Origin of the sequence: Streptomyces sp. NPDC059861 (assembly GCF_042731435.1) — a bacterium.
Taxonomy (GTDB): domain Bacteria; phylum Actinomycetota; class Actinomycetes; order Streptomycetales; family Streptomycetaceae; genus Streptomyces.
Window position 1 is genome coordinate 23,169 of the sequence record NZ_JBHWJQ010000024.1, and the last position, 17,888, is coordinate 41,056.

At 73.6% G+C, this 17,888-nt stretch carries 12 protein-coding genes and 2 pseudogenes; 8 read left to right on the forward strand and 6 right to left on the reverse strand.

What is annotated here, in order from left to right; genetic code table 11:
• Positions 1–112 precede the first annotated feature (112 nt).
• Positions 113–733 carry a hypothetical protein gene (locus tag ACFV6X_RS21490; protein ID WP_385385886.1) on the forward strand — a complete coding sequence of 207 codons (621 nt, stop codon included), beginning with the start codon at positions 113–115 and terminating at the stop codon, positions 731–733.
• A gap of 268 nt (positions 734–1,001) precedes the next feature.
• Here the strand turns inward: ACFV6X_RS21490 and ACFV6X_RS21495 are convergent.
• Positions 1,002–1,419: pseudogene (locus tag ACFV6X_RS21495) on the reverse strand (FAD-dependent oxidoreductase); the annotation flags it as partial.
• Positions 1,420–1,525: 106 nt separating this feature from the next.
• On the opposite strand from ACFV6X_RS21495, the pseudogene ACFV6X_RS21500 reads away from it, so the two are divergent.
• Positions 1,526–1,753 (forward strand): annotated as a pseudogene (locus ACFV6X_RS21500) (transposase); the annotation flags it as partial.
• A gap of 123 nt (positions 1,754–1,876) precedes the next feature.
• Here the strand turns inward: ACFV6X_RS21500 and ACFV6X_RS21505 are convergent.
• Positions 1,877–3,166 (reverse strand): MFS transporter, encoded by a 1,290-nt coding sequence (locus ACFV6X_RS21505; protein WP_385385762.1) that lies wholly within the window; start codon positions 3,164–3,166, stop codon positions 1,877–1,879.
• Positions 3,167–3,376: 210 nt separating this feature from the next.
• On the opposite strand from ACFV6X_RS21505, the gene solA reads away from it, so the two are divergent.
• Positions 3,377–4,531, forward strand: coding sequence for an N-methyl-L-tryptophan oxidase (solA, locus tag ACFV6X_RS21510; RefSeq protein ID WP_385385763.1), 1,155 nt, complete (start codon positions 3,377–3,379; stop codon positions 4,529–4,531).
• A 317-nt stretch (positions 4,532–4,848) separates the two neighbouring features.
• Here the strand turns inward: solA and ACFV6X_RS21515 are convergent, their stop codons facing one another.
• From ACFV6X_RS21515 to ACFV6X_RS21530, 4 genes are all read right to left on the reverse strand, one after another.
• Complete coding sequence (locus tag ACFV6X_RS21515) at positions 4,849–9,720, reverse strand: hypothetical protein (RefSeq protein ID WP_385385765.1); 4,872 nt, start codon at positions 9,718–9,720, stop codon at positions 4,849–4,851.
• 103 nt (positions 9,721–9,823) lie between these two features.
• A complete protein-coding gene (locus ACFV6X_RS21520) occupies positions 9,824–10,696 on the reverse strand; it encodes a hypothetical protein (RefSeq protein ID WP_385385767.1) in 873 nt (290 codons plus the stop codon).
• Positions 10,697–10,718: 22 nt separating this feature from the next.
• Positions 10,719–12,245, reverse strand: coding sequence for a hypothetical protein (locus tag ACFV6X_RS21525; protein ID WP_385385769.1), 1,527 nt, complete (start codon positions 12,243–12,245; stop codon positions 10,719–10,721).
• Between the two features lie 90 nt (positions 12,246–12,335).
• Complete coding sequence (locus tag ACFV6X_RS21530; protein WP_385385771.1) at positions 12,336–13,031, reverse strand: GntR family transcriptional regulator; 696 nt, start codon at positions 13,029–13,031, stop codon at positions 12,336–12,338.
• Between the two features lie 178 nt (positions 13,032–13,209).
• On the opposite strand from ACFV6X_RS21530, the gene ACFV6X_RS21535 reads away from it, so the two are divergent.
• From ACFV6X_RS21535 to ACFV6X_RS21555, 5 genes are read left to right on the forward strand one after another with little or no spacing between them, the layout of a single operon-like run.
• On the forward strand, positions 13,210–14,529 hold the full coding sequence (locus ACFV6X_RS21535) for an MFS transporter (protein WP_385385773.1): 1,320 nt from the start codon (positions 13,210–13,212) through the stop codon (positions 14,527–14,529).
• The gene (locus ACFV6X_RS21540) at positions 14,526–15,347 is read left to right on the forward strand and encodes a putative hydro-lyase (RefSeq protein WP_385385775.1); all 822 of its coding nucleotides are present in this window, start codon (positions 14,526–14,528) and stop codon (positions 15,345–15,347) included. Before ACFV6X_RS21535 ends, ACFV6X_RS21540 begins: the two co-directional genes overlap by 4 nt.
• Before the next feature lie 16 nt (positions 15,348–15,363).
• Positions 15,364–16,122, forward strand: coding sequence for a LamB/YcsF family protein (locus tag ACFV6X_RS21545; RefSeq protein ID WP_385385777.1), 759 nt, complete (start codon positions 15,364–15,366; stop codon positions 16,120–16,122).
• The gene (locus ACFV6X_RS21550; RefSeq protein ID WP_385385779.1) at positions 16,119–16,760 is read left to right on the forward strand and encodes an allophanate hydrolase subunit 1; all 642 of its coding nucleotides are present in this window, start codon (positions 16,119–16,121) and stop codon (positions 16,758–16,760) included. The genes ACFV6X_RS21545 and ACFV6X_RS21550 overlap by 4 nt, the downstream gene beginning before the upstream one ends.
• Positions 16,757–17,626, forward strand: coding sequence for a biotin-dependent carboxyltransferase family protein (locus ACFV6X_RS21555; protein WP_385385781.1), 870 nt, complete (start codon positions 16,757–16,759; stop codon positions 17,624–17,626). Before ACFV6X_RS21550 ends, ACFV6X_RS21555 begins: the two co-directional genes overlap by 4 nt.
• Positions 17,627–17,888: the final 262 nt, after the last annotated feature.

The window sequence follows — 17,888 nt, forward strand, 5'->3', positions numbered from 1 at the left end:
CCGCATCCTGCACCCGGGCGGCGTAAAACAGCGCAAGCCGGGCAGCCACTCTGGGGAGCCGGGTCTTCGGACCGGGGCAAGAGGTCTGCTGGCGGTGGGGAGTGACACGGTGATGGGCACGGCGGAGCGGCAAGAGGCACCCGCGACGGGTGGAGTCGCGCAAGTGACGGCGCAGCGGGGCGCCGAGGCGCCGGATCACGACATTCGGGTGGGCGGACCGACGGGGACGGGCGGGGACTTCACGCCGGAGAAGAGCGAACGGAAGGCCGAGGCCGAAGGGCGGGCGGCGTACGGGGGCACCGACCGGTCCCCGGAATCGGACACGTCCCAGGAGCGGCCGTCCTACCGGCCGTTGTGGATCGAGGAGCCCGCGAAGCGACGTCGACTGCCGGATCCGGTACGGACGGCGGCGGTGCGGGCCGTGCTCATCATTTCCGTGACGCTGATACAGGCGATGGTGGCGTTCCTGTGCACCCTGGCAGGGTCCTGGCTCGCGTTCCCCATGGTGCTCAGCAGTATCGCCAGCACCGTGGCGGCCACGTGGAGTGTCCTGGACGTCTGGGTGACACGTCAGGTGTGGAACCAGCGCAACGGCGTGGTGTCGATGCCGAGCAGCACCGCACGGGCGCTGCGCCGCGAACGCCGCCGGGCCCGGCGGCAGGCACGGGCAGCCGAGCGGGCGCAGGAGCGGATACACGGGCGGGGTGGGGCTGGGCAGTTGTCGCACCCCTGAGGCGACGGGCCGGCAGTTCGGGCCATGCCGGTCGGCATGGCCAGGGCAGTTTGTTGGCGTCCCGGTGGGGTCGCTGGTCAAGAGCTACGGTCGGTTGGCGGTCCCGCTTCCCCGGGTCGGGTTGGCGGTCACGGTTGGCGGTCCCGCTTCCCCGGGTCGAATTGGGGGTCACGGTTGGCAGTCCCGCTTCCCGGGTCGGGTTGGCGGTCGCGGTTGGTAGTTCCCGTTACGATCACCGTTGCCGGGCGGCTTGGGCCCCTTGCCATCGCCAGCCGGTGTCGGGGCTGGCGCCGATGCCGACGATCACGACGTCGGCGGGGAGCGTGCGGCCGTCGGTGAGTGCGACGCCGGTGATGGCCCCCCGGGGGGCGCGGGCCGGTCGTGCCGGTGAGTGCGACCCGGTGGCCCGGGCCACTCGCCCGGGAATCGGTGGCCGCGCCGCGCAATCCAGCCTCGTCGGCAGCGGCGCTGGTCCCGCACAGCCCGGCCACGCCGGAATCGGTGCCTGTACCGCACAGCCCCGCCACGTCCGTGCCGTTGATCAGCTGCACCCCGCCCCGTCGGTGGAGCCCAGCGCACACGGTGGCCATCTCCGTGCCGAGTTGGGGCAGGAGCGGGAGCGGGGCGGCCTCGACGAGGGTGACGTCATGGCCGAGGGCGGCGCACGAGGACGCCGTCTCGGCTCCAGCACGGCAAGCGCATACCCCCACGCCCGAGCGGCACGGCCCTCATGCCGCGCTGCCCTCCTCCGGAGCGGGGTGGACCGGCGTCCACACCAAGGTCGGGCGTTGAAAGGGGCCCAGGACCGGACGGAGCCCTGTTGCCCGGGGTAGGACGGGCAGCAAGCACCATCTGATCACCGACGCCACTGGCATCCCGCTCCTCGCCACCCTGACCGGCGGCAACCACAACGACGTCACCCAGCTGATCCCTCTCTTGCAAGTCGTTCCCTCGGTACGAGGCAAGCGCGGCAGGCTCCGTCGCCGCCCGGACGCGGTGCTCGGCGACCGCGGCTACGACCTCTTCGGATCCGCTGGGAGATACACGACGCCATCCACGAGGCCTTCCTCATCCTCGGCTGAACTCTGATCTGTTGGCGGCGCCTGAAGTCGCTGCGGCAGCAGTTCCCGGTGACGGTGGAGATCAGCGGCGCTCCAGTCCCGTTCGGTCGTTTCGGAGCGGGCCGGAAGCCAGACCTGCGAGCCCTGTACCGACGAGCAGGACGGCACAGGCGACAACGATGACGGTGGCGCCCTTGAGGTCAACAAGGGCGCCCAGCACGTTGTTCATGAGCAACAGAGCCAAGCTCTGCACGAGTACGAGCACCGCTTGGATGCGCGACAAGTGGGTGTCGGGCGATGACGCGAGAACCAGCGGCGCGATGTGCGAGGAGAAGGTCCCGTTGCCGACGCCGATGATCAGGCCTGCGGCTACTGCTCCTGCCGCGCCGGGGGAGAGCCCGAGCGCAAGGACGCCCACGCCCGCCATGACCAACGCGCTCGCCGCCAGCAGACCGGGCCGCCCCAGCGGTCCGCGCTTCACGACCACCAGGGTGACCGCCACCATGCCCACTCCCTGCGCTGCGAGCACCAGGCCGGCGGCCCCCGCGCTCCACCCCTCCTCTCGTGCGAGCAAGGGGACCAACAGGGACAGCACGGGCAGCAGGAAACCAGCCGCTGCTCCAGTGAGCCACAGCCCCGGGCACAGCACCGGATGAGAGAAGGCCACCCTCACCCCGCTCAAGGCTTCCTTGAGAAGACCGGCCGTCCTCGGGGCCGGAGGCACTGCGTGCTGTGGGCGGATGACGGTCAGGACAACGAGGGTGAAGGCGAAGGTGACCGCGTTGACGACAGCAGCGCCTGCGAACCCGGCCAGGCCGACCAGCACGCCGGCCAGCGGACCGCCGCCCATGTTGATCACCTGGCCGCCGACCTGTCGCAGAGACAACGCACGAGGCAGCTGCGCCTTGGCCACCAGCCGACGGGGCATGGACCCTGAGGCCGGAAGATAGAACGCGTCGACGACACCGACCGCAACGCCTGTTGCTATGAGCAACAAGGGCGGGGCTCCCAGGGAGTGGGCGACGGCCGCAAGAACCAGCGAGAAGACCAGCATCGCTGCATCGCCGGTGATCAGCACACGGCGCGCGCTGACGCGGTCGCTGACCGCTCCTCCGACGAGGAGGAGCAGAACGCGGGGCAGCGTGATCGCGCTCAGCGTCAGCCCCGCGATGCTCCCGCCGTACTCGCTGGCTGCCCAGCCGAGAGCGAAGTAGAAGACCGCGTTGCCCACGAGCGACACCAGGATGCCGACGAGCCACAGCACGTAGGCCCGAGGCAGCCGATCCCGCGCCTGCCCCACGTCGCACACCTCCGGGGCCGGGACACCACCGGCTTTCCCAGCCTCCTCGGCGGCCTCATCGCTGGCCGGCATCGGGCACCCCCCGATTGACCCGACTGATGACAGTGATCACGGAGCCGACAGTGCCACACGGCACTGACAGGGCCCGGTCGTCGTGGTGCCCGCCTCGGGATGACTACTTTGGGACGCTGGCGCCTTACTCGCCCTGGTCAAGCCACCAGGTCCATTTCGTCAGGATTCTCAGACCCGAAGATGACCCGCTGCCGCCGACAGGAGAGCCGCATGTCCCACGCATACGACGTGATCGTCATCGGACTGGGCGGTATGGGCAGCGCCGCCGCTCATCACCTCTCGGCGCGCGGCGCGCGCGTCCTCGGTCTGGAGAAGTTCGGCCCCGTGCACAACCGGGGCTCCAGCCACGGCGGTTCACGGATCACCCGGCAGTCGTACTTCGAGGATCCGGCGTACGTCCCGCTGCTGCTGCGCGCCTACGAGCTGTACGGCGAGCTGGAGCGGGCCAGCGGGCGTCAGATCGCGATCCTCGGCGGCGGCGTGATGGTCGGCAGGCCAGAGACGCGGACCTTTGCCGGTTCCCTCCGGTCGGCCGAGCAGTGGGGCCTGGCGCACGAGGTGCTGGACGCGGCCGAGATCCGCCGCCGGTTCCCGACCCTGACGCCCCAGGACGACGAAGTCGCCCTGTACGAGCGGAAGGCGGGCCTTCTGCGGCCCGAGAACACCGTCGCCGCGCATCTTCAGCTGGCCGGGCGTCAGGGCGCCGCACTGCAGTTCGACGAGCCGGTGACGCGCTGGGAGCCGTACCGGGACGGGGTCCGGGTGCACACCGCCGAGAACACGTACACGGCGGGGCAGCTGGTGATGTGCCCGGGTGCGTGGGCGCCACGACTGCTCGCCGACGTCGGGGTGCCGTTCACGATCGAGCGGCAGGTCATGTACTGGTTCGAGCCGAAGCAGGGCGTCGAGCCCTTCCTGCCGGAGACCCACCCGATCTACATCTGGGAGGACGCCGCCGGCGTCCAGGTCTACGGTTTCCCGGCCATCGACGGGCCCGGCCTCGGCGCCAAGGTCGCCTTCTTCCGCAAGGGTCAGGTCACCACGCCGGAGACCATCGACCGGACCGTGCACGAGGACGAGGTCCAGGCCATGGCGGACCACATGTCCGGCTGCGTCCCGGACCTGCCGGGCACCTTCCTCAAGGCCGCCACCTGCATGTACTCGACCACTCCCGACGAGCACTTCGTTATCGCCCGCCATCCGGCGCACCCCGAGTCGGTCACCGTGGCCTGCGGTTTCTCCGGGCACGGCTTCAAGTTCGTCCCGGTGGTCGGGGAGATCCTCGCCGATCTGGCCCTGACCGGCACGACCGCGCACCCCATCGCCCTGTTCGACCCGGCCCGCCTCGCCGCCGCACCCGACTGATCGGCGGCACGTCCCGCTGATCAGCGCCCCTTCCCGCCCGAAAAGCCCTCGTGACGACGACCCGACCCCTCTCCCGCCCAGCCTCATGGCCACCTGCCGGGCCACTAATGCAGCGACCTTGAAACCTTCCAGCAGGAGCAGGAGCACCCGTTCGAGTGGATGTGATTCTGCGCCGTCCGCGGCGCCGACCTGGCCGCCCCCGGCGCCTCCTTCGAGGGGACGGTGCGGGGCGCGGCCGTCGAACGGCTCGGCGACGCGGCCGACAGCATCTACCACCCGTCCCGCACGAGAAGTGCGCCGCTGATCAAGTCGGCCTGCTAGACGGGTTTCTTGAACATGCGCGTCGCCGTGATCTCGCTGTGCACCGTCTCGCCGGACCGGGGCTGTGGTGGCAGCCCCGGCCTGAGGTGTTCCTCGACGCTGATGTACTTCAGGCCCGCCCGCAGGTCGGCGTCGTTGCGCAGCCGGATGACCAGTGGGAACTCGGCCAGCGCCGTCGTGTCGAACAGGCCGGTCGTGTACAGGAGCTGGACGCCCAGCGCGTCCGACACGGCCCGCTGCAGCTCCAGCAGGTAGGTGGCGTTGGCGCGGCCGATCGGGTTGTCGAGGAAGAGGGTGCCGGCGTGCCGGTGCCTGGCCCGGCCCCGGTCGTTGGAGCGCAGTGCGGCCATGGTGCAGTACAGGGCGATGGCCGCGGTGAGCAGCTGGCCGCCGGAGAACACGTCGCCCATCTGTCCGACGGGGACGCGCTCGGCACGCAGCACGGCGTCCGGTTTGAGGATCTCGACGGCGACGCCCTTGGGCCGAAGGGCGGCGGCCACCCCCCGCAGCAGCAGGGACATACCGTCGCGGCGCAGGTCGGAGTTCTTCTTGACGGCGGCCCGGGTCGCCTCGTCGATGACCTCGCCGAGCCTCTCGGCGAGGGTGGCTTGGTCGGGTTCCTCGAAGCGGATCCGCAGGAACTCCTGCCCGGACCACTCGCCGAGCCCCTCGGGCAGCCGCGACAGCCGCTGGGCGGCGCGCAGCGTGGCCAGCGCCGACTCGACCAGCCCGCGCAGCCGGTCCACGATCGAGTCCCGGTTGCGTTCCAGCTGCTCCAGCTCGTCGGTGAGAACCCGCAGCCGGGGGGCGAAGGCGTCGGCCCACTTCTGCGCGTGCTCGGGCAGCGCGGACGCGGGCAGTTCGCGGATCTGCTGGCGGGCGGGTGTGCGTACCTGCTCGTAGCGGGTGGAGTTGGCGTGCCGTACGAGGATGTCGCTCGCCTCGCGCACGGCGGCCTCCGCGGCGGACAGGTCGGCGGCGCAGCCGCGCAGCGACCGGCGGGCCTCGGCGGCGGACTGCCGGGCGTCCTCCAGGCCGCCCGGGTACGGCTCCGACGCGTCCTGCTCCTCGTCACCTGGATGCTCGCGCAGAAGGTCCCGCAGCAGCGCGGCGATCTCGTCGAAGCCGCCCGCCGCGTCCTCGGCGGCGCGGTGTGCGTCGAGCAGCTCGGCGTGCGCCTCGCGGGCCTGGGTCAGCGCCTCGGTGCGCGACGCGAGTTCGGCGCTCGCCGTACGCAGCAGCGCCTGCGCGTGCTCGGCGTCGCGCGGCTGGAGCTCCTCGGACAGCTCGGTGTGTGCCTCGCCCTCCTCGGGCGCGTGCCGCTCGGCCTCGCCGCGCAGCCGGCCGAGCTGCTCGCTCGCGCTGGACATCCGTGTCTCCAGGAGCTGGACCAGCTCCTCCGCACGCGCGACGGCGGCCTGCCGGGAGGGCCCGTCGGACCCGTCGGGGGACTGGAGGAGCTGCGCCGCGCGCGTGCGGACCTTGTTGCTGAGCCGGTCCAGATCCGCGCGCGCCGCGCTCTCGTCGCTCTCCGCCCGCGCCTGCTCGGCCCGTAGGTCGGCGCCGACGCCGACCTTCTCGTACACCTGGGACGCCGCGCGGTACGCCTCACGCAAGGCGGGCAGCGCGGCCTTCGGCGCGTCCGACTCGTCCTCGGGTACGTCGTCGGGGGCGCCGGCGATCTCGGAGCGCTCGGCGCGCAGCGCACGCGCGGTGCGGCGGGTGTCGTCGGCGGCCCGCTGGGCGGCGCGCCGGTCCTCGTCGGCGGCGCGGGCCCGCTCCAGGCAGGTCTGCGCCCGGACCTCGGACTCCGTGGCCTCGTCGGCGAGTTCGCGCACCTTGACCTGCCAGCCGGCCCGTTCGCGCAGCCGGAAGGCGAGCCCGGCGAGGGCGTCGGCGGAGCGCCGGGCCCTCTGCGCGGCCTCCTGCCGCTCCTCGCGCACCTGCGCGGCCTCGGCGGCGGCCTCCTCGGTCTCGGCCCGCGTGGTGCGCGCCTCGGTCAGCTCCGCCTCGGTCTCCTCGGCGAACGCGCGCGCCTCCCGCGCGGCCTGCCCCAGCTCCACCAGCCGCCCGGCCGGGCAGCCCGTCCGCCAGGACGCGAGCCGCGCGGCCAGCTCGCGGTCCTTGCCGAGCCGGGTCGCGAGCGTGCGGATCTCCTCGTCGCGCTCGGTCGTCCGCGCGCGCAGGGCCTGCCGCTCCTCGTCGGCGGCGTGCTCGTCGTGCATGGCGGGGTTCGGCGGCACGAGGAAGACGTCGCCGTCGCTCGCGGTGTCCGGGGCCGGGGTGGGGGCGAGCAGGGCGGCCGCCGTGCCGACCGCCACCGCGGACCGGGGCAGCAGCGCGGCGTCGCCGAGCGCGTCCCGGGCCCGGGCGTGCGAGGCCGGGTCGGTGATGATCACGCCGTCCACCAGCTCGGGCCGGGCGGCCAGCACGCGCGCGTGGTCGGCGGGGTCGACGGCCTGCGCGAGGTAACGCCAGCCGGGCAGGGCCGGGATGCCGTATTCGCCGAGGAACTCGACGGTCGCCAGCACGTCCGGGCCGGGCGGCAGCAGGCCTCCGTCGCCGAGCGCGCCCAGGATGCGGGAGTCGTCGGCGGCGGCGGTCCGCAGCTCGAACAGCTGGCGCTCGGCCGAGGAGACGGCGGCGTCGAGCAGCTCGCGCAACTCGTCGGCGAAACGGTCGAGTTCCTCGGGAGTGAGAGCGCCTGCGGCGACAGGGCGGGGGGTTCTGGGGGTGCCGGGACGTGAGGGGAGCGACGCGGACACCGCGTCCGTGCCGGGGCGCAACTCACGGGGCCTGGATGCCGGGTCCGTGCCCGCCGCTCGCCCGTCCGTGCCGTCGGCCCCGTCGGCGTCCGCCGCCCTGGTGCCGCCACGCCCGGTGAGACCGTGGCCGTGGCCCGGCTCCGGCCGGGCGGCGGACGCGGCGTCCCCGGAGCGGGTGCGCCCGGCCCCGGTGCCGTTCGTGGCGCCGGCGCCCGCGCGCGGTGCGGGCACGCCGCCGGACGGCGCCGCGCCGGAGGCGACCGGCAGGCTGAGCAGTTCCGCCAGCCGTTCCTCCGCCGCCAGTGCCTCGGCGGTCCGCCGCTCGCCGTCGTACGCCCGCTCCGCGGCGGTCGCCGCGTCCGCCGCGCGGGCGGCCGTCAGCTCGGCCCGGGACTCGGCCGACGCCGCCTCGCGCGCGTGCTCGCTCGCCCGGCGGGACGCCTCACGGGCGGTGTCCCAGGCGGCCACCGCCGACTTCTCCGCGTCGCTGGCGGCGAGGGCGGCCCGGGCCGGATCGGCGTCGGGCGCACTGTCGTCGAGCCAGCCCGCGCGCACTGCCTCGGCGGTCTCCTGCTCGACCTCGGTGAGGCGCTGCCGGAGGTGGCCGACCTCGCTGCGGGCGCGCTGGGCCTCGGTGGCGGCGGCGGTGGAGTCCCGGTAGGCGCAGTCGCTGACCTCCTGGAGCGCGGCGGACCGCTCCTCCTCCTCGTTCGCCAGCGCCTCGGCGCTCTCCGCCGCCGTGTGCAGGGCCCGCACGAGGTCCACGGCGGCCCTGGTCCGCGCGGCGAGCGCGGGAGCCGCGTCCCGCTCGGCCTCCTGGATCGCGGCGGCCACGCGCGCGACCCGGTCGGCGGCGGCGCGATGGCGCAGCACGGCCTCGGCGGCCTGCCAGGCCGAGTGCAGGGTGCGCGCGTCGGCGAGCTCACGCTTCTGGGCGGCAGCCGACTTCTCGGCGGCGGCGAGCGCCAGGGAGGCGTGTCGGTAGGCGAGTTCGGCGGCGATCAGTGCGCTGCGCTCGCGCGCCGACTCGGCGTGGGTCACGGCGTAGGCGGCGGCCGTGACCCGTTGGGCGAGGTCGGCGCCCCTGACCCGCTCCTGTGCGCCGCGCGCGGACAGCCGCCGGGCCAGCGTGCGCGTCCGCCGCTCGGCCCCGGCGTGGATGTCCCGCGCGCGTGCGCGTGCCTCGGCGGCCTCCACGATCCGCCCGAGCAGATCGACCGACCCGGCGGTGAAGTCCCGCTCGGCGATCAGCTCGGCCCGCCGCCCCAGCTTGTTCCCGAAGCCGCTGACCAGGTCGGCGAGACCGTCGGTGTCCTGGGTGTCGGTGACCGCGCGCAGCAGCAGGTCGGTGAAGTCGGAGTCCTTCTTCACCGCGAAGAGCCCGGCCGCCTCGCCCTCGTCGGCGTTCATCTCTCGCTGGTAGCGGAAGAGTTCGGGGTCGAGGCCCAGGTCGCCGAGGTGTTCGGTCCAGCGTTCGTGGATCTCCTCCCAGTGCACTTCGAGGTGCGGATACGCCTTGCCCGCTTCGGTGAGCGCGTCGCGGAACCCCTTCATGGTGCGCCGCCGCCCCTGCGCCCCCGACTGGCCCTCCACTGACGGCCGTACGGCGGTGGCCTCGGCGACGGGCAGGTTGTCCAGGGTGAGCCCCGGTCCGGGCCGGAAGGAGTACCAGGCCTCGGCGAACTTCCGCGGGTCGTTGGAAACCTGCCGCCCGCGCCACTCGCTCACCTTGCCGACGACGACGCACTCGCCGGTCAGCACGTGCTGCCACTCCAGCGCGACATGCCCGCAGTCGTCGGCGAGCAGGAACTTTCGCAGCACACCTGAGCTGGCGCCGCCCAGGGTGTTCCGGTGGCCCGGCAGCATCACCGAGAAGATCAGCTTGAGCAGTACGGACTTGCCGCCGCCGTTCTCCAGGAAGAGCACGCCGGCGGGGGCGGGTCGGCGCGGCGGGCCGACCGGCTCCTCCTCGAAGAACTCCGCCTGCGTCGGCGCGGGGTCGGGCACGGTCTCGCCCACACCGCGCAGGTCAAGCACGGTGTCGGCGTAGCGCGCACCGGCGGGCCCGATGGAGTAGAGGCGGACCCGGGACAGCTCGTACATGGCGGACTCTCGTAAGTCTTCGGCAGATCGGTGAAGTGCGGTTCTACGGGCGGATCGACGTGCGGATCGGGAAGTTCGGGGGCGCGGCCGGGAGGCCGAGGAGTCAGGCCGAGTGGAAGGGCAGCCCGGCATCGGCCACCAGTTCCAGATCGTCGCCCTCCTCGGGGGGCAGCAGCGTCGGGGTGCCGTCGGTCACCGGGACGACGCCCAGCTCCAGCAACTCGGCCATGGCCGCGCTGCCGGCCATGTCACGCACCTGGAGCTGGTAGCGGGCGGTCGTGCGGTAGGTGCCGCCGTTGTCGTCGCCGGTGCGCTGCAGGAAACCGGAGTCGGTGAGGAAGGCCACGGCCTTGCCGACGATGCCGGTCGTGGAGCCCGCGAGGCGCCGCGCGTCCTTGGTGGCACCGGTGGCGCTGCGTCTGACCCAGATCCGCCAGGCGGCCTCCAGCCCGGGCGCGTCGGTCGCGGGATCGGTGTTCTCCCCCTGCTCGGCGGCCCGCTCCTCCAGCCGCCGGCAGGCCTGGCGCACGAAGGCGTCGACGCCGTTGACCGTCACACGGCCGATGTACCCGTCGTCGGCGAGGTCCTCGGGGCGCGGGAACGCCATGGCGGCGACCGCGAGATGCGCGAGCCCGTGCAGGAAGCGGTCGCCGGAGTCGGCGGCCGTACGCCGCGCGTAGTCGCCCATCCGCACCGCGAACACCGAGTCCTCGGCCGCGGTCACGGCCATCCCCGCGCGCGGGGACACCTCCAGCACGACGAGGCCCAGCCCGGCGGCCACGGCGTCCGCGAGCCGCGCGAACGCGGGGTGCTCGCGGTAGCGCCGCAGCAGGTCGACGTACTCCTGGTCGCGGGCGGGCGGCAGCTTCGGCTGCAACCCGAACGCGACGAGCCGCGCCGCGTCGGCGGCGTCGGCGGGGGTGACGGCGGCGCTCGCCGGCGCCCCGGCGCCCTCCGGCTCGACGTGCTCGCTCACGACTGCGACTCCTCAGTGGTCTTCACGCGGCCTCCGTACGGTCCGCTGTCATCCCCGCCGCGTCCAGCAGGGCCGTGCCGACGATCAGGTCGGCCCCGCCGAACTCGGGGTCGTCCAGCTCCGTCCCGTCGTCCACGGAGAACAGCAGCTTCTCCTCCCCCTGCCGGTACGCCGTCCCGACCGGCGGGCTGGCCGCGTGGACCGCCATCAGCGCCACCAGGTACGGCAGGTCGGGGTCCGTCCGGCGGGCCTGGGCCAACAGCCCGGAGAGACGTCTCGGGGCGTCCGGCGGCAGATCCAGCAGCGCGTTCGCCGCGGCCAGTTGCTCCTCGCTGAAGCGGCTGTCGTCCGGTGTGGCGATCAGATCGGGCTCCGGCATCTCCGCTCCGAGGTGCTCGCGCTCCACGGGCGGAGTCAGCAGTATGTCGACCAGGTCCCCGACCCGGACGGACACCGGCGTGCGCAGTCCGGTCCCCTTGGCGAAGAAGGCGTTCGTGACGCGGACGGCCTGCTCCAGCGGCAGCGGCAGCACCGGCGCGACCAGGTGGCCGTACAGGTCGATGCCCGCCGTGGACATCGGGGTCGCGAAGGCCTGCCGGTCCTGCTCGGCGCGGAACAGTGGCCCGGCCTCCAACAGTCGCGACTGCAACTGGGTGTGCCGCCGGATGCAGTCCTTGACGATGTCGACCAGCTCGGCGGCCCGCCGCTTGTGCTCCGGGTCCTCCGACTCGTCGCGCGCCTTGCGGATGTTGGTGAGGATGGCGTTCTCGTGCCGGTAGCGGTCGGCGACGTGGTCGAGGGCCTCGGCGATCATGTCGGGGACCGTGCTGAGCCAGTCCACCGCCCGGACGTTGCGCCGGGTGGCCTCCAGGGCGCGGCGGAGCGTCTCCGAGTACTGCACGGTGCGGTAGCGCGCCTGTTCGGCCGCCAGCTGGGCGTCGGCCAGCCGGCCTCGGTTGATCAGCACCTCCAGCTTGACCTCGGCCGCGATCTGCGCGCTGGTGACATCGGTGTCCAGGGCACCGACGAGGACGTTCACCGCCTCGTCGGTGGTGCGGAGGTAGACACTGCCGCCGGGCCCGGGCACCTCTTCGATCAGCTTGAAGTCGTAGTCCCGCCGGACATAGGCCCCATCCGGCGCGAAGGTGCCGTAAACAGCGCGGAATCCACGGTCCACGCTGCCGACGTTGATGAGGTTCTCCAGGACCCAGCGGGCCACCCGCTCGTGCTCGGCGGACGGCCGGCGCGGGGCCTGCGCGGCGATGCGCGGGACCAACCGGGCCACCACCTGGTCGTGGTCGGCGCCGGTGTCGAAGTCCATGTTCAGCGTGACGAGGTCGATGGCGGCGAGCGCCACCTCCGCCATGCCGTACACCGAGTACTCACCCGCGAGGTTGGCCTTGCGCGCGTCGAGGTCGTGCAGCGGCGCGGTGCAGGCGAGCGCGCGCAGCCGCCGCGCCAGTCCCTCGTCGGCGGCCGGGCCCGGGGCTGGGCGCGGCCCCGCGCTGAACTGGGGCGGAACACTGTCCGTCGATGCAGGCGAAGTCACGGTGCACAGATTAGGTCCTCGGTGTGACAACGACCCAAACGACGCAGATGCCTCCCCACGTCACGCCGGCCGCCGGGCCCGGGGGACGCCCTACGTGTCGTCGCCCACCCGCCGACGGTAGACCTCCACCACCCGCTTCAGCGAGTCGTCGAGGTACACCTCCAGCAGGCGCTCCGCCTCGCGCCTGTCGCCCGCCTGAAGGGCCTGCAGAATCTGGCGGTTGCGGGTGAGGTAGGGCTCGTGCAGCCGTCGCGGGTCGTCCACGACGTGGAAGGCGAGGCGCAGTTCGGCGAAGACGCTGCGCATCAGCTCGTCGGTGCGTTCGCCGCCGGCGAGGGCGACCAGTTCGCGATGGAAGTGGATGTTGGCCGTACCCAGGCCTTTCCAGTCATGCTCGACCGACGCCCGCTGCCCTTCCGTCACGGCGGACGCGAGGCCGTCGAGCGCGTAGGGCGGCTCGCCGAGCCCCCGGACGACGGCGCACTCGACCAGGCGCCGGGTGCGGTAGATGTCCTCGACGTCCTCCACGGCCAGGACCCGGACGAAGACGCCCCGGTTCAGCTCGTGGACCAGCAGACGTTCGTGGGTGAGCAGCCGGAACGCCTCGCGCAGGGTGTTGCGGGAGACGCCGAGCGCCCCGCCGATGCTGTCCTCGGACAGCCGGGTGCCGGGCGGGAAGTAGCCCTCGGCGATCCGGCTCCTGAGGATGTCCGAGACGCGCTCGGCGGTGCTGGTGCGCCCCAGGAGGGCCCGGTCGTCGGCCAGTCCCGTCAGCTGCTCTGCCATGCCCGGAATTCAACCGCAGATACCAGAACGAAACAACATGAGTATTGAGGGATCGTTGAACGATCCCCTACCTTGCTACGAACGGTGCCGCCCCACCCCCACGGCGGCGGCGCCGCCACGCTTCCGCACGGCACGGCTCGGTCCGCAGCACCCTCCGTCCCCCCTCTGCGAGGTGCCCATGAGCACGACCCCTCCACCACAGGCCCTGCCCACCGACGCGCACCCGGGAAAGGGTGAACAGCACGACGCCGACGGCGCGTTCGGCTGGCTGCGCGCCCTCGGCCCGCGCGGCCGACGCGCCTTCGCCGGCGCGTTCGGCGGCTATGCGCTGGACTCGTACGACTACTTCACTCTCCCGTTGAGCATGGTCGCGCTGGCCGCCTACTTCGGCCTGGACAGCGGCCAGACAGGCTTGTTCACCACCGTCACGCTCGTCGTGTCCGCGATCGGCGGCGCCCTCGCGGGCGTGCTGGCGGACCGCATCGGCCGGGTCAAGGCACTGATGATCACGGTCGTCACGTACGCCGTCTTCACGGTGGCCTGCGGCTTCGCGCCCAACTACGAGACCTTGCTGGTCTTCCGGGCGCTGCAGGGCCTGGGCTTCGGCGGCGAGTGGGCGGTCGGCGCGATCCTGGTCGCCGAGTACGCCGGTGCCAAGCACCGGGGCCGCACCCTCGGCGTGATCCAGAGCTCCTGGGCCGTCGGCTGGGCGCTGGCCGCGATCGTCTACACGCTGGTCTTCTCGTTCCTCGACGAGGGCCTGGCGTGGCGCGTGATGTTCTGGACCGGCGCGCTGCCGGCCCTGCTGGTCATCTGGATGCGGCGACGTGTGCAGGACGCCCCCGAGGCGGCCGCCGCACGGCGGAAGAACCCCCAGAAGAGATCGTTCGCGGCCATCTTCGGGCGAGGCACGGCCGACTCGCCGGGCCTGCTGCGGACGACGCTCTTCGCGGTGCTGCTCTCGACCGGCGTCCAGGGCGGCTACTACACGCTGGCGACCTGGGTGCCGACGTACCTGAAGTCGGAGCGCGGCCTGTCCGTCGTCGGCACCGGCGGCTATCTGACCTTCCTGATCTCCGGCGCCTTCGTCGGCTATCTCACGGGCGGTTACCTCACCGACAAGCTGGGCCGGCGGCGCAACATCTGGCTGTTCGCCCTGCTGTCGGCGGTCTGCATCCTGGCGTACGCGAACATCCCCGGCGGCGCCGACACCCTCGTGCTGGTGCTGGGTTTCCCGCTCGGGTTCTGCATGTCGGCCATCTTCAGCGGCTTCGGCTCGTTCCTGAGCGAGCTGTACCCGACCGCCGTGCGCGGTACGGGGCAGGGCTTCACGTACAACACCGGCCGTGCGGTCGGCGCGGTCTTTCCCACCACCGTCGGTTTCCTGGCGGACAGTTGGGGCGTGGGCGGCGCGCTGGTCTTCGGCGCGATCGGCTACGGACTCGCGGCGCTGGCGCTGCTGGGGCTGCCCGAGACGCGCGGGAAGGAGCTGGTGTGAACCGCACCGACGACCTTCCCCTGACCCTCGTCGACGAGCACGCGCACGCGTGGACCCCGCAGGAGGCCCGGACCCGGTTCCGCGCGGGACTGACCGGCCCCACGGCCGGGGTCGCGGCGGGCCACACCCAGGCCAACCTGATCGCGGTGCCCGCCGACTGGGCCTACGACATGCTGCTGTTCTGCCAGCGCAACCCGAAGCCCTGCCCGGTGCTGGACGTCACGGACGCCGGTTCCTGGACGACCGAGCTCGCGGCCGGGGCGGATCTGCGCACCGACCTGCCGCGCTACCGGGTGTGGCGGGACGGCGAGTTGGTGGACGAGCCGACGGACGTGCTCGGGCACTGGCGGGACGATCTGGTGTCGTTCCTGATCGGGTGCAGCTTCACCTTCGAATGGGCGCTGTCGGGTGCGGGCGTCCCGCTGCGCCATGTCGAGCAGGGACGGAACGTGCCGATGTACGTGACCAGTCGTCAGTGCCGTCCGGCGGGGCGGCTGCACGGGCCCATGGTGGTGACCATGCGGCCGGTCCCGCCCACCCGGCTGGCGGCGGCGATCCGGGAGAGCAGCCTGCTCCCGGCGGTGCACGGCGGCCCCGTGCACTGCGGCGACCCGTCGGCGCTCGGGATCGGCGCCCTCAGCCAGCCCGACTTCGGCGAACCGGTGACCGCCGATCCGGACGACATCCCGGTGTTCTGGGCCTGCGGGGTCACCCCGCAGGCGGCGGTGATGGCCTCCCGGCCGCCGTTCGCCCTCACCCACGCACCGGGCCAGATGTTCCTCACCGACGCCCGCGACGAGCAGTACCGCGTGGCCTGAACAGCCAAGGGGACCCATGACCGCGATCGATCTGAACGCCGACCTCGGCGAGGGCTTCGGCCGCTGGCGGCTGACCGACGACGAGCAGTTGCTGTCCGTCGTCACCAGCGCCAACGTGGCCTGCGGCTTCCACGCCGGGGACGCGGCCACCATGCGGCGGGTGTGCGAGCTGGCCGCCGCGCGCGGGGTGACGATCGGCGCGCAGGTCTCCTACCGCGACCTGGCAGGGTTCGGGCGGCGCGCGATGGACGTGCCGCCCGCCGAGCTGGCGGCCGAGGTGGCCTACCAGATCGGCGCCCTGGAGGTCTTCGCGCGCGCGGCCGGCGCCCGTGTGGCCTACGTCAAGCCGCACGGCGCCCTGTACAACCGCGTGGTGCGCGACGAGGAGCAGGCCGCTGCGGTCGTCGAGGGCGTGCTCCTTGCCGACGGCTCGCTGCCGGTGCTGGGACTGCCCGGCTCCCGGCTGCTGGAGGCGGCCGCAAAGGCCGGACTGCCGCCGGTCCTGGAGGCGTTCGCGGACCGCGCGTACACCGACGAGGGCACCCTCGTGCCGCGCGGCCGGGAGGGCGCCGTCGTGACCGATCCCGAGGCCGTCGTGGCACGGTCGGTGGACCTCGCCCACTCCGGGACGGTGGTCTCCCACTCCGGGGCCCGCATCGCCGTACGCGCGCGTTCCCTGTGCCTGCACGGGGACACGCCCGGCGCGGTGGAGCTGGCCCGGCGGGTGCGCCGGCGGCTCGAAGAGGCCGGTGTCCGGGTGGAGGCCTTCGCATGAGGGTGCTGCCGGTCGGGGACGACGCCTTGCTCATCGAGGTCTCCTCCGGCGAGCAGGCGCAGGCGCTGCACGCGGAGCTGCTGCGCCGCCGCGCCGAGGGGTCGCTGACGGTCCGCGAGATCGTGCCCGCGGCCCGTACCGTCCTTCTCGACGGCCTGCCCGACGTCGCCCGGCTGGCCTCCGAGTTGACCGCCGCCGACGTGCCGCCCGCTCCCCCGCGCGCGGGGGAGGTCGTCGAACTCCCGGTGCGCTACGACGGCCCCGACCTGACGGACGTCGCCGCCCTGTGGGGCGTGAGCGAGCGGGAGGTGGCGCGCCTCCACGCCGGGACGGAGTTCCGGGTCGCCTTCTGCGGGTTCGCGCCCGGCTTCGGCTACCTCACCGGTCTGCCGCCGCGCTACGACGTCCCGCGCCGCGCCACACCGCGCACCGCCGTCCCGGCGGGTTCGGTGGCACTGGCCGGGCCGTACACGGGCGTCTACCCGCACGCCTCGCCGGGCGGCTGGCAGCTGATCGGCAGCACGGACGCGGTGCTGTGGGACCACGCCCGCACACCGGCCGCTCTGCTGTCCCCGGGCACGCGCGTGCGCTTCGTTCCCGTGGCCGCCGCACTCCGGGACCCGGTGGGGCCCTCATGACGGACCGTGCGCTCGCCGTCGTACGGGCCGGGGCGCTGACCACCGTGCAGGACCTGGGCCGTCCCGGGCACGCCCACCTCGGCGTGCCGCGCTCCGGGGCGCTCGACCTGCCCGCGGCGGCCCTCGCCAACCGGCTGACCGGCAATCCGCCCGAGGCGGCCCTTTTGGAGACCACGCTCAACGGCTGCGCGGTGCGGCCGCGTTCCCCGGTCACCGTGGCGGTCACGGGCGCGCCCTGCCGGGTCACCGTGGACGGGCGCCCGGTCGCCTGGGGCGCGCCGGTGCGGGTGCCCGCGGGCGCCGTCCTGGACGTCGGCGCGGCGACGCGCGGGGTACGCGGCTATGTGGCCGTCTCCGGGGGCGTCACCGTCGAGCCGGTGCTCGGCAGCCGCTCCACGGACCTGCTGTCGGGGCTCGGCCCGCCGCCGCTCACGAACGGCGCGGTGCTCCCCCTGGGGCGGGTCACCGGCCCCCACGCGCGCGCGGACGGCGCCCCGCAGCCCGCGCCGCCGGCGGAGCTGGTCCTGCGGGTGACGCTCGGGCCCCGCGACGACTGGTTCACGCGGGAGGCCGTACGGATGTTCACCTCGCGCCCGTACCGCGTGTCCGTCGCCGGAAACCGGATCGGGCTGCGCACCGAGGGGCCCGCCCTGGAGCGGGCCCGCCCCGGCGAACTGCCCAGCGAGGGCATGGTCCTGGGAGCGGTCCAGGTCCCGCCCGACGGCCGGCCGGTCGTCTTCCTCGCCGACCACCCGACCACCGGCGGCTACCCGGTCATCGCGGTCGTCCGCACGGCCGACCTCCCGGCGGCCGCGCAGGCGGCGCCGGGCACACCGGTGCGCTTCGTGGCGGTACGCCGTCTCTGACACACCGGGGGACCCCGTGCGGGCCCTCGGCCCTACGCCGCCTCCGTCGCCGTCTGCGGCTCAGCGACCGAACGCTGATCCGGCGCCGGCCGTTGCTCCGTGACCGGCCGTTGCTCCGTGATCGACCGCTGACCGGGCACCGACCGCTGCCCCGGCGCCGTCCGCTGATCCGCCACCGAGCACTGCTCCACGACCGATCGCTGACCCGGCACAACCCCCGGCTCGACCACGACCCGTTGGTCCGGCATCGGGCGATGCTCGG

What these genes read in the sequence shown, in the direction of transcription:
- ACFV6X_RS21490 (WP_385385886.1), top strand. Translation starts at nt 113, where the DNA reads ATGGGCACGGCGGAGCGGCAAGAGGCACCCGCGACGGGTGGAGTCGCG.
- solA (WP_385385763.1), top strand. Translation starts at nt 3,377, where the DNA reads ATGTCCCACGCATACGACGTGATCGTCATCGGACTGGGCGGTATGGGC.
- ACFV6X_RS21550 (WP_385385779.1), top strand. Translation starts at nt 16,119, where the DNA reads ATGAGGGTGCTGCCGGTCGGGGACGACGCCTTGCTCATCGAGGTCTCC.
- ACFV6X_RS21515 (WP_385385765.1), bottom strand. Translation starts at nt 9,720, where the DNA reads ATGTACGAGCTGTCCCGGGTCCGCCTCTACTCCATCGGGCCCGCCGGT.
- ACFV6X_RS21505 (WP_385385762.1), bottom strand. Translation starts at nt 3,166, where the DNA reads ATGCCGGCCAGCGATGAGGCCGCCGAGGAGGCTGGGAAAGCCGGTGGT.
- ACFV6X_RS21555 (WP_385385781.1), top strand. Translation starts at nt 16,757, where the DNA reads ATGACGGACCGTGCGCTCGCCGTCGTACGGGCCGGGGCGCTGACCACC.
- ACFV6X_RS21545 (WP_385385777.1), top strand. Translation starts at nt 15,364, where the DNA reads ATGACCGCGATCGATCTGAACGCCGACCTCGGCGAGGGCTTCGGCCGC.
- ACFV6X_RS21535 (WP_385385773.1), top strand. Translation starts at nt 13,210, where the DNA reads ATGAGCACGACCCCTCCACCACAGGCCCTGCCCACCGACGCGCACCCG.
- ACFV6X_RS21530 (WP_385385771.1), bottom strand. Translation starts at nt 13,031, where the DNA reads ATGGCAGAGCAGCTGACGGGACTGGCCGACGACCGGGCCCTCCTGGGG.